Source organism: Streptomyces muensis (assembly GCF_021474425.1).
GTDB lineage: Bacteria > Actinomycetota > Actinomycetes > Streptomycetales > Streptomycetaceae > Streptomyces > Streptomyces muensis.
In genome coordinates this window covers 1-9462 of the sequence record NZ_JAKEIP010000298.1, presented here as the reverse complement: position 1 = coordinate 9462, position 9462 = coordinate 1, and the positions used below count along the sequence as shown (strand labels likewise).

Below are 9462 nucleotides of genomic sequence, written 5' to 3'. Positions count from 1 at the left end.
CGCGACCCCGCACGGCCGGCGGCCGAGCGCCGCCCCGCCCCCCGCCCGGGCCCCGCGCGGCGGGCGCCCCCCGGCGGCGGCGGCCCCGCGCGCGGCCCGGCCTCGCGGGCCCGGGGCCCGCGGCGCCGCCCGGGGGGGGGGCCGAGGTCCTCGCGCCGGGGTGACCGGTGGGCGGCGTGGGGGTGGGGGTGGGTGCGGCGACGGCACGGGTGGCCAGCAGGACTGTGCCTGCCTGGACGGCGGCGAAGGCCGCAGTGACCCTGAGGAAGCGGCGGTTAGCGCGCATACGTGAACCCTCCGTACTCCTCGATGGCCTTGCTGATCTCGTCGGAGGCGGCGGCTCTGTCGTCGCCGGGGACCGGGGCGGGGCCGTCCTTCTGGGAGTCCGTGACGATCTTCCAGTCGCCACCTGCCCACCGCAGGTCGAACGTCCAGGTCTTCCATGTCGAGGAGACGGGGTCGGTCGAGTTCTCCCCCGACATGCCGATGAGGCCCATGTACCAGACCGCGACCTTGGCGCTGTCGCCGTCGTACTGCTGGGCGGTCGTGCCCACCGGGACCACGCGTGAGACGAACGTGCTGCCCTTCGGCGGGTTGCCGTTGGCGTCGAGTCCGAGCTTGCTGAGGAAGTCGGTCGAATAGGCCTGGTCCATCGGGCCCTTCAGTTTGGCCGCGGCGTCGGAGGTGTAGAGGGTGTCGACGATGGCGTGCCGGGTCTCCGTCTGGAACATGCCGGTCGAGCCGAGGGCCACCGAGTAGTTCGCCGCCGCCGACTGTGCGCCTTGCTCGTCATGAGCGAACTTCGCGGGGATCCCCGCCGCCTTCCCGTCCACCGGTCGTGTCCCGCTGGCCGCCGTGGCGGAGGATTTCGGCTGGTTTTCGTCCCCCGTCGCAGAACCGGAGTCTTCGCCTCCACGGTTCGCGAAGGCGATGGCGGCGATGAGGAGGACGACCACGCCGACGACGGTGACCAGGCTCCGGGACGACGAACGGCCACCCCGCCGCGCGCCCCCGTACACGTCACCGCCGCTTTCGGGCAGCCGCGTGCGGGTCTGGCCCGTGCCTCCGTAACCGCCGGAGGACTCCCGCTCGTCTCCGAGACTCATTCCGCGTACGCCCCCTCGACGTCGGACGGACACACGTAGGAGTACGACGGTAGCCGTGCTGGTTCCCGCATGGGCGCGGTGTGGTGACTCGACATCAGGGAAACGCAACCTCAGCCGGTGGGCACGACGGGACGGGTGGGGGACGGGGGTGACCGGGAGTGCCCGCGGCGGACGGGCGGGACGGAGCCGCCTAGACGGCCATGCCGTACACGATGGTGAACAGCGTGCCCAGTGAGCCGATGATGAAGACGCCCGTCAGACCGGCGATGATCAGCCCCTTGCCCTGCTCGGCGCTGAAGGTGTCGCGCAGGGCGGTCGCGCCGATGCGCTGTTTGGCCGCGCCCCAGATGGCGATGCCGAGGCAGAGCAGGATGGCGACAGCCATGACGACCTGGATCATCGTCTTCGCTTCGTTCCCCAGTGCGCCGAAGGGACCCCAGTCCGGAGCGATCCCGCCGATGATGGTGTTGATGTCGCCCTTATCGGCCGCAAAGAGCATGTAAGTCACCGCCCCTGTTGGGTAGTTCCGCAGTCCCCCTGCGCTGCGCAGAGGTCAGGCCTCATTCTCGCCGACAATGGCGCTGTCGTATGTCGACTTGGCGTCATTGATGGGCGGGATTCGTACGAATAGCTCGTATGGTCACTCTGTGTATCACGGCAGGTCACGCCGGGCAATGAGGCCTGAGCGGAACCTGTCGTGTGGTTGCGTCGTTGGACCTCTTCACGCCGGGTGCCGTTTCTGACGGCCGGTCGGGTGAGTCCGTGGGGTGAACGGTCGTGCCGGTGTTCTGCGGGTGAAGGGTATCCCGGCGTGCGGACGGAGCGTGGCCGGCACCTGGTCTGTGAGGCGCAACCCGCCAGCGGGGTTCCGTGACTTGCTGGGATGCTGTGAGTGGTGACGGAGAGTCAGGGTTGCTCTGTGGGGGAGATCGGCAGGGGGTCGGCCACGAAGGTCCCCAGTCCGACTTCGCCCCGCGTCCAGCCCTGCTCCCGGACATGGCGCATGGCCTTGGCTGCCGTCGCGTTCACCACGCCGAACTCCTGCGCCACTTCCAGAGTGGACGGCACGCGGCTTCCTGGTGGATATGTGCCTTCCTTGATGCGCCGGATGATCTCCGCTGCGATCTGTCGCCATAGCGGGCGCGTGCGATCAAGCTCCATGATGTTCAGCGTGGGTGACCATGGCATTCCATGCATCCGTGGTTATCCGCAGTTATCTACGGGTAATGTGGCCTCCGAAGACAGAACGGCCCCGACGGGAAGCGGCTACTTCCTCACCGGGGCCTGAGCCGACTGAACAGGAGTCGACCTATGCGCAGCCTACTGGCCGCGATCCTGAGCCTCTTCCTGCCCGGGCGCGGAGCCCACCGCGCCCATCCTGCGCCCGCCGCGGCGCCCTTTCCGCCCCCTCCCCCGTACCATCCCGCGCCCGCTCCCGCGCGTCGGTCGCGGCTGTACCTCGCCGACGTCATCGCCGCCGACGGGCAGCCCTTGGTCCGGCCGTACGTCGTCGTATGGGAACGCGAGCGTGATGATCGTGAGCGGTGGCGGCTTCAGCGGCAGCGGCGCCGGGCGGCCGCCCTCGGCGCCCGGGGGCAGGACCGCTTCCCGTGGGAGGTCGCCGTATGAGCGGCACGTGGCGTCCCCGCAGCCTCGGTGTCGACCCAGCCACTGGCAAGGAGGCGTTCGTCGTCGCGCGCTCGGGCAGCACGCTTGAGGCGCTGGCCGACAAGCACGCCTTGGAGACCGCGGCCGTCCTGGTGGCGGTCGTCGGGGCCGTGCTGGAGGCGGGAGAGGTTTCGGAGGTCGAACTCGCCGCCTTCGTAGCGCCGTTGCACGCGGCGCTTGAGGAATGCGTCGGGATGATGGTCGGGGGCGCGGTGCCGTACGGAGGTGTGGCCGGCGGGGAGTGAGGGCCGAGCGGCGTCCGCCGGGGGGCGGGGCGGTAGCTGGACTGGGCGGCAAGACCCTCTGGGGTTCGGACCGGTCCTCTCCGCACCGTCCCTCGGCGGCCGATCCGCGTCAGCGCCAGCCGACTGACGGGCCAGCCCAGGCAGCCCTGCCCGGAGCGTGCTCTTCGCGCTCCGAGGCCGGTTTGCCCGATGCAGCCACTGATTACACGATTCACGCGAATCACTCGCACGTTACTGCCGACCTATAGAGTCGGCACATACCGAAGCCAAAGGAGCACCCGGTGATCTCGGCAGCGGATGACGCGGCACTGCCGCCCGATGAACCCCAGCCGATCCAGGCCCACGTCACGGTGTCGGGCGCGATGGCCGGCATCCTGCGTGATCTCGCGGCCCTCGACGGGCGGTCCCCCGAAGCCTTGGCGATCGAATGGGCTGCGGGAAAGCTCGTCATCCCCGAGGGGACTGTGGGCGACGCGGTAGACGACTGGGGTCTCTTCGATGGGCCGCCGGACCTCGCGAGCCGTGTGCATGAATACCTGCGAGGCGGGAGCGCTGCGTGACCGCCCCCGTCCATCTTGCGGTGGCCGACACCAGTATCCTGCTCGCCGCCTTCAATCGCCGTGACCAGCGGCACCAGGACGGGATCGACGCCTTCGGGACGGCCAGGATCCTCGTCCTGTCGCCTCTCGTTCTCGCTGAGCTGGACTACCTCCTTCATCAGCAGGCCTCGGAGAAGGAAGCCGTAGAGGCCGTATGCCGCCTGCGGGCACTCGTCTCCGCCGGATACGCACGCGTACCAGCCGTGGACGCGAAACTTCTCGGTGAAGCGGAGAAGATCCAACGTGACTACATGGGGCAGGCGATCGGCCTGACCGACGCTGTCAACGCGTGCCTGGCCTGGCGGCTTCAGCTGCCGACGGTTCTGTCCTTCGACAACCACTACCGGGTCATCGCTCCACGACGCTCGGGCGAGCGGCCGCTGGATGTCCGGCCTTGATCGAATACGGACCTCGGCCGCGCCGGGCACGGCGCCAAAGCTGATCGTCAGCAGGGTTCAGCGGGGCTTCAGCCCGTGCAGCAGATGGTGCACCAGGCCCTCCACGCCCGCCAGTGCGGCCTCCGGCGTCAGCCAGCCGGCGGAGATGAAGGCGGCGACGCCGTGCAGGGCGGCGCCGGTGACGAGGTTGAGTTCCTCCGGGTCGCCGTCGATGATCTCGCCCCGCCGCTGGGCGTCCGCCAGGACCCGTACGAGGCTTCCCACCGTCGCCTCGACCGCCGCGGCCATCTGCTCGGACGCGTCCGGCTCGTGCTTGCGGGCGTACATCAGCTCCAGCAGCGCGGCGTTGTCGATGGCGAAACCGAGGTAGGCCCGGGCGAGGGCGGTGAGGCGCGGCTCCAGGGGGAGCGCGGGGTCCTCGGCGGCGTCCAGGGTCTGCGCCAGCCGCTCGTACCCGGCCAGGGCCAGGGCGTTGAGCAGGGCCTGCTTGTCCTTGAAGTGCCGGCCGGGGGCGGCGTGGCTGACGCCGACCTCGCGGGCCAGTTCGCGCAGTGAGAGGGCGGCCGCGCCCTTGTCACGCAGGGTGCGTTCCGCTGCGGCGAGCAGGGCGGCGCGCAGGTCTCCGTGGTGGTAGGGGCGGGTCTCGGGCATGGGCTCATCGTAGCCTGATGTTGGCGGTGCCATCTTTGTTGGCGCCGCCATCATTGTTGTCATTGACAGCATTGTTGGCGACGCCTACATTCGAGGCATGGCCGCGGTGCGGATCAGGCCGCAGGGTCGAATGAGGAGATGACGAGATGGCCAAACAGACATGGGACGCCACGAGCCTCCCCGACCTCGCCGGCCGTACCGCCATTGTCACCGGCGCCAACAGCGGGATCGGCCTCCGGGCGGCTGACGCGCTGGCCCGCGCGGGTGCGCACGTCGTGTTCGCCGTACGGGATCCGGAGCGCGGGCGGGCGGCGGCCGCGACGGTGAACGGCAGTACGGAGGTGCGGCGCCTGGATCTGGCGGATCTGTCGTCCGTGCGGGAGTTCGCGGACGGGTGGCAGGGGCGGCCGCTGGAGCTGCTGATCAACAACGCCGGCGTGATGATGGTGCCCGAGCGGCGGACGGCGGACGGGTTCGAGATGCAGTTCGGCACGAACCACCTGGGCCACTTCGCGCTGACGAACCTGCTCCGGCCGTATGTCACCGACCGGGTCGTGACGCTGTCGTCCGGTGCGCACCGGTGGTTCGGCGCGCGGATCCGGTTCGAGGACCTGAACTGGGCGTCCGGCTACGACCCGAACCGCGCGTACGCCCAGTCCAAGCTGGCGAACCTGTTGTTCACGCTGGAACTCCAGCGCCGTCTGACGGCGTCCGGCTCCCCGGTCCGCGCGCTGGCCGCGCACCCCGGCTATGCCGCCACCAACCTGCAGAGCCATGCGGGGAGCGCGGTGATGCGCGGGTTCATGAAGATCGGCAACCGGTTCTTCGCCCAGGACGACCGGGCGGGTGCGCTGCCGACGCTGTACGCCGCGACACAGGACCTGCCCGGCGCGAGCTACGTCGGACCCGACGGGCTGGGCGAGATGCGGGGTGCGCCGACGCTGGTGGGGCGGTCCGTGGCGGCGAGTGACGTGGGGGTGGCGCGGCGGTTGTGGACGGTGTCTGAGGAACTGACGGGGGTGAGCTGGCCGTTGGGGGATGCTGAGGTCGAGAGCGTGGTGGCGGCCGAGCGTTAGGGCGGTTGGCCGCCATTTGCACGCGATGCGAGCCGGATCGTAGGGCCTACGATCCGGAGTTGACGCATGACGCTGGGAAGTTGAACGTGAAGCCGCTTGCGGTGATTCTATATCACCTATCTGTGAACGGGCTGGGGCGCGGAACGTGATCCGCGCCCCTGGTGGCCGGCTAGCTAGCAGCCAAACGTAGCCGTATCGGAGAGAGCCATTTTGCCCTTATACCTTATCCAGCCGTACGCTGAAACGCACAGAGGTCCGCTCTTCACGGACGCCGGCCCGGCGTGGTATTTATAGCTCCCCGAGTCGCGATCGTGTTCTATTGAACTACAGAAATTACCCGGTTCCCGCTCGCGGCAGACGTGCATCTCTGCTGTCATTTGCTTGGCTACTCCGTAGCCGCCTGCTGCATTAGCTACCACAGCACTGCAGTGCTTGCCAGTCGCAGAGTCGTAATATACGTGCATTGTTCCGTATCGGGTACCGCCGTTAATGTCGACGCTAAATGAATTTATCCGTATTCCGCTGCATCCGTATGCTCCGGCGTGAGCCGTCGGCGCGAGGATGAATCCACAGGCGAGAACGGAAATGGTCACTAGCGAGCGTCCGAAGTTCCGCCAGATTTTTGCCATTTTATTCCTTATCGAGAGTTTCCGTAAGCAGGGGTTACTGCCGACTCGTCGGGAATGCCTCAATATCGTGCTGTGGGCATGTGATTCAAGGCATCGCTTAAATTTGATGCAGTGGCGGGTTGTTTGTGATGCGGTTTCCAAGCCGCAATGATCTTACTGCACTGCACGCCTATTCTGAGCCCATCCCTTGCTGTTCTGGCTGGAATTGAGTGCACATTCGGAGCGGTGTGCGGCCGCCGATGCAACCCTCGGAGCTATTGATCCGAAACTCAAAGGGTTCTATTTAAGGATGTAGCGGACGAGCGGGCGGCTGAAGTAGCCGCGGACGATGTGTGGCTGAGGTCGACACCGGTGGAAGAACCTGCAGGTCTCGGCGGCGAGTTGGGCCTGGTCGCGGGCCCGGCTGTGCATCGGAAGGCTCTGTTTACACTCGTGACACATCGATCAGCCGCGGGCTTGGGCCGTACAGAACCACGCATCGAGGCCCCGGGTTCAACGGGCACAATCGAGACCCTTGCATCGTAGTCGGGAAGATCGTTGTGGTGCTCGACGGACATGAGGGACCGTGCCACGGCCGACATGTCACACAGCGCCGTGTTCGGGGCAGAGGCGGCGGAGTGGCATCAGGAAGCAGGAAGGGGTTCCCCGGTGAACTGGTCTCTGTGGCAAGGTCAGTTCGGTGGACGCACTGAAGGATCGGGATCCGGCGCACATAGGCGCCTACACGCTGCTCGCTCGGCTCGGGGCGGGCGGCATGGGGCAGGTCTATCTCGCTCGGTCGCCGGGTGGGCGGCTGGTCGCGATCAAGGTGATCCGGGACGAGATCACCGACCATCCGGAGGCGCTGGCACGGTTCCGGCGCGAGGTCGAGACGGTGCGGGCGGTGCGGAGTGCGTATACGGCCAACCTGATCGACGCGTCGCTGGATTCTGCGCCGTACTGGCTGGCTACCGAGTATGTGTCGGGGCCGACTTTGAGTCGGGCGGTGGGGGAGCGGGGGGCGTTGCCCGCCGAGACGTGCCGTGGGCTGTTCGCGGCCCTCGCCGAAGGCCTCGCGGCGGTGCATGCGCATGGTGTCACGCACCGGGACCTCAAGCCGCAGAACGTGATCCTCGCGGCGCAGGGACCGCAGCTCATCGACTTCGGGATCGCACGCGGCGCAGGTCAGACGGCGCTCACGGAGGCCGGGTTCGCGCCGGGTACGCCTGGGTTCACCGCGCCCGAGGTGCTGTTGCGCAACGAGGTCGGGCCTGCGGCGGACGTGTTCGCCCTGGGCGCGACGCTGGCCTACGCGGCGACCGGCCGACCGCCTTTCGGCAGGGGGGAGCCGGCCGGGGTCAGCTACCGGGCCGTGCACGAGTCCGTCGATCTCGCGGGCGTGGACGCGGAGTTGGCGAGCCTCATCGAGGCGTGCGTGGCCAAGGACCCGGCGGCCCGGCCGGGACTCGGTGACGTCATCGCGCGGTGCGGGGTTCGGGCGGCGCTCGTCGAGGATGCGGTGTACGCCGGGCTCGCGCCCATGGCGGAGGCTGTGCCGTCCACTCCGCCGGTCCGGCAGCCCGGATCTGTGCTGCCGGCGCCTCCGGCGCACCCGCCCGTGAGCCCGCACGAGCTGCCCACCGCCGGGGCACCGCATGGTCACGGCTACACGCCCACGCAGGTGAGCCAATCGGCCTCTGGCGGCCGCCGTCGACGGACCGCGCCCTGGATGGCCGCTGTGGCGGTGGGGGTCGCGGCCGGCGTGGGCGGCGTGTTCGTGCTCATGGCGCCGGACGACGACAAGACCGGAGGCGATCCAGCGGGCGGACGCAGCAAGTCGCCCAGCTCGTCGGCCTCGACGGCGTCGAAGGGTGTCCCCGCCTACGCGGGCGACAAGATCGACCGTGCGCTGTGGTACTCGGACACCGGCAAGTGCCAGCTACCCCCCGAGGAGCGGGCAGGCAACGGGTTCATGGGGTCCATTTCCGACCCCGACCACCCCGACGCCAGCTCGGAGACGCTCACCTTCGACGGCAGGGTGCAGGTCGGGTTCCGGAACAAGTTCGAGGCCGATTCCGGGAAGCCGTACTACATCACCGTCAGCGTGAAGCCGCCGCACGACATCGACCCGAGCACTGGAAAGCCCGTCGGCGGGAAGCTGATCGACAACGCCAACGTCGGCTATACGAGCAAGCCGATCGATCTGTACGGCGACGATCCACTGGCGTGGAAGTACCTCACCTACCCGGACGACTTCCACTCCTGGGTCGAGGGCAAGCCGCAGCCCGCCATCCCGCTGACCAACGACCCCGGCGACTGGACCGTGCAGTTCCACCACATCCGCACACCCGACGACTACACGAGCATCATGTGCGACGGCTTCACGGTGAAATAGCGCCACTCTCCTCGGAAATGGCCTTGAACAGCACAGATATGGGGGAGGGTTGAGCCGTGCGAAAAGTATGGGTGGCCGGAGGTGTCGCGGTCGCGCTCGGTCTGAGCTTTGTGATGCTGCTCGTCGTCGGGGTGTACATCGTTGCCGGGAACCTCGTGAACGGGGTCGGCAAGGGCAGTGTCGGGCTGGCCAAGGGGGCCGTGCCCGGCGCGTACAAGACGCTCGTGCAGAGGTGGGGCAACCTGTGCCCGGCCATCAACCCCGCCCTGCTCGCCGCACAGCTGTACCAGGAGAGCGGCTGGGATCCGGATGTCGTCAGCCACGCCGACGCCCGCGGCATCGCCCAGTTCATCCCGAGCACCTGGGCCACGCACGGAGTCGACGGCGACGGCGACGGTGACCGAGACATCTGGGACCCGAACGACGCGATTCCGTCGGCCGCGTCGTACGACTGCGAACTCGCCAAGTACGTCAAGGACGTCCCGGGCGACACCACGAACAACATGCTCGCCGCCTACAACGCGGGCGCGTACCGCGTCATAAAGGCGGGCGGTGTCCCGGCCATCACCGAGACCCGGAACTACGTCACGAGGATCCGAAGCCTGGAGAAGAGCTTCGCGGCGCCCACGACCCGCGTCGCCCCCTCCGAGCAAGCCGCCGGCGCCATCTACTACGCCCAGAAGAAGCTGGGTACGCCCTACCTCTGGGGTGGGGAG

11 protein-coding genes are annotated in these 9462 nt (G+C 68.3%); 7 read left to right on the top strand and 4 right to left on the bottom strand.

Translation table 11 applies throughout. The features are described from left to right. Positions 1-275: 275 nt before the first annotated feature. The 3 genes from L0P92_RS38350 to L0P92_RS38340 form a co-directional block, all read right to left on the bottom strand. Positions 276-1106 (bottom strand): hypothetical protein, encoded by an 831-nt coding sequence (locus L0P92_RS38350; RefSeq protein ID WP_234767754.1) that lies wholly within the window; start codon positions 1104-1106, stop codon positions 276-278. Between the two features lie 190 nt (positions 1107-1296). Beyond that, the gene (locus L0P92_RS38345) at positions 1297-1605 is read right to left on the bottom strand and encodes a DUF8827 family protein (RefSeq protein WP_062723864.1); all 309 of its coding nucleotides are present in this window, start codon (positions 1603-1605) and stop codon (positions 1297-1299) included. A 407-nt stretch (positions 1606-2012) separates the two neighbouring features. After that, positions 2013-2267: a GntR family transcriptional regulator gene (locus tag L0P92_RS38340; protein WP_234767753.1), complete on the bottom strand. Its 255-nt coding sequence runs from the start codon at positions 2265-2267 to the stop codon at positions 2013-2015. Positions 2268-2417: 150 nt separating this feature from the next. Here L0P92_RS38340 and L0P92_RS38335 point away from each other — a divergent pair, with 150 nt between their 5' ends. The 4 genes from L0P92_RS38335 to L0P92_RS38320 all read left to right on the top strand — a co-directional run bounded on the left by L0P92_RS38335 (position 2418) and on the right by L0P92_RS38320 (position 4016). Then, positions 2418-2735, top strand: coding sequence for a hypothetical protein (locus L0P92_RS38335; RefSeq protein WP_234767752.1), 318 nt, complete (start codon positions 2418-2420; stop codon positions 2733-2735). Further along, positions 2732-3019 carry a hypothetical protein gene (locus tag L0P92_RS38330; RefSeq protein ID WP_234767751.1) on the top strand — a complete coding sequence of 96 codons (288 nt, stop codon included), beginning with the start codon at positions 2732-2734 and terminating at the stop codon, positions 3017-3019. The genes L0P92_RS38335 and L0P92_RS38330 overlap by 4 nt, the downstream gene beginning before the upstream one ends. Before the next feature lie 281 nt (positions 3020-3300). Continuing rightward, positions 3301-3579 carry a hypothetical protein gene (locus L0P92_RS38325; protein WP_234767750.1) on the top strand — a complete coding sequence of 93 codons (279 nt, stop codon included), beginning with the start codon at positions 3301-3303 and terminating at the stop codon, positions 3577-3579. After that, positions 3576-4016: a type II toxin-antitoxin system VapC family toxin gene (locus tag L0P92_RS38320; protein ID WP_234767749.1), complete on the top strand. Its 441-nt coding sequence runs from the start codon at positions 3576-3578 to the stop codon at positions 4014-4016. Before L0P92_RS38325 ends, L0P92_RS38320 begins: the two co-directional genes overlap by 4 nt. A 57-nt stretch (positions 4017-4073) precedes the next feature. Here the strand turns inward: L0P92_RS38320 and L0P92_RS38315 are convergent, their stop codons facing one another. After that, positions 4074-4667, bottom strand: a complete 594-nt coding sequence (locus L0P92_RS38315) for a TetR/AcrR family transcriptional regulator (RefSeq protein ID WP_234767748.1) — start codon at positions 4665-4667, stop codon at positions 4074-4076. 146 nt (positions 4668-4813) lie between these two features. Between L0P92_RS38315 and L0P92_RS38310 the strand changes: the two genes are divergently transcribed. From L0P92_RS38310 to L0P92_RS38300, 3 genes are all read left to right on the top strand, one after another. Further along, positions 4814-5743 (top strand): oxidoreductase, encoded by a 930-nt coding sequence (locus tag L0P92_RS38310; RefSeq protein ID WP_234767747.1) that lies wholly within the window; start codon positions 4814-4816, stop codon positions 5741-5743. Positions 5744-7051: 1308 nt separating this feature from the next. Further along, positions 7052-8746: a serine/threonine-protein kinase gene (locus L0P92_RS38305; RefSeq protein WP_234767746.1), complete on the top strand. Its 1695-nt coding sequence runs from the start codon at positions 7052-7054 to the stop codon at positions 8744-8746. A gap of 113 nt (positions 8747-8859) precedes the next feature. After that, positions 8860-9462, top strand: a 603-nt coding sequence (locus tag L0P92_RS38300; protein ID WP_273634145.1) for a lytic transglycosylase domain-containing protein, incomplete at its 3' end; no start/stop codon positions are given.